Origin of the sequence: Pseudoalteromonas sp. SG43-8 (assembly GCF_014164245.1) — a bacterium.
GTDB classification, from domain to species: Bacteria; Pseudomonadota; Gammaproteobacteria; order Enterobacterales; family Alteromonadaceae; genus Pseudoalteromonas; species Pseudoalteromonas distincta.
In genome coordinates, this window is record NZ_JACJEX010000056.1 from 1 (window position 1) to 211 (window position 211).

A 211-nucleotide genomic window follows, 5' to 3' on the forward strand; every position below is an offset into this window, starting at 1 on the left:
AAATTAGAGTCTCAATTGAAAACTGAGTGACCAACAGAATAGTTATTTCGGTAATTATTCGGCACAGTCAATTCAATATCGAAAGATATTAAAAAATTCAGAATTCATTGAGCTGTCGAAAGACATAAAACTTTTTAATTGAAGAGTTTGATCATGGCTCAGATTGAACGCTGGCGGCAGGCCTAACACATGCAAGTCGAGCGGTAACAGA

At 36.5% G+C, this 211-nt stretch carries 1 rRNA gene; it reads left to right on the forward strand.

The annotated features are described in order from the left end of the window. Positions 1 to 135 precede the first annotated feature (135 nt). Positions 136 to 211, forward strand: a 16S ribosomal RNA gene (locus tag H5122_RS20095); the annotation flags it as partial.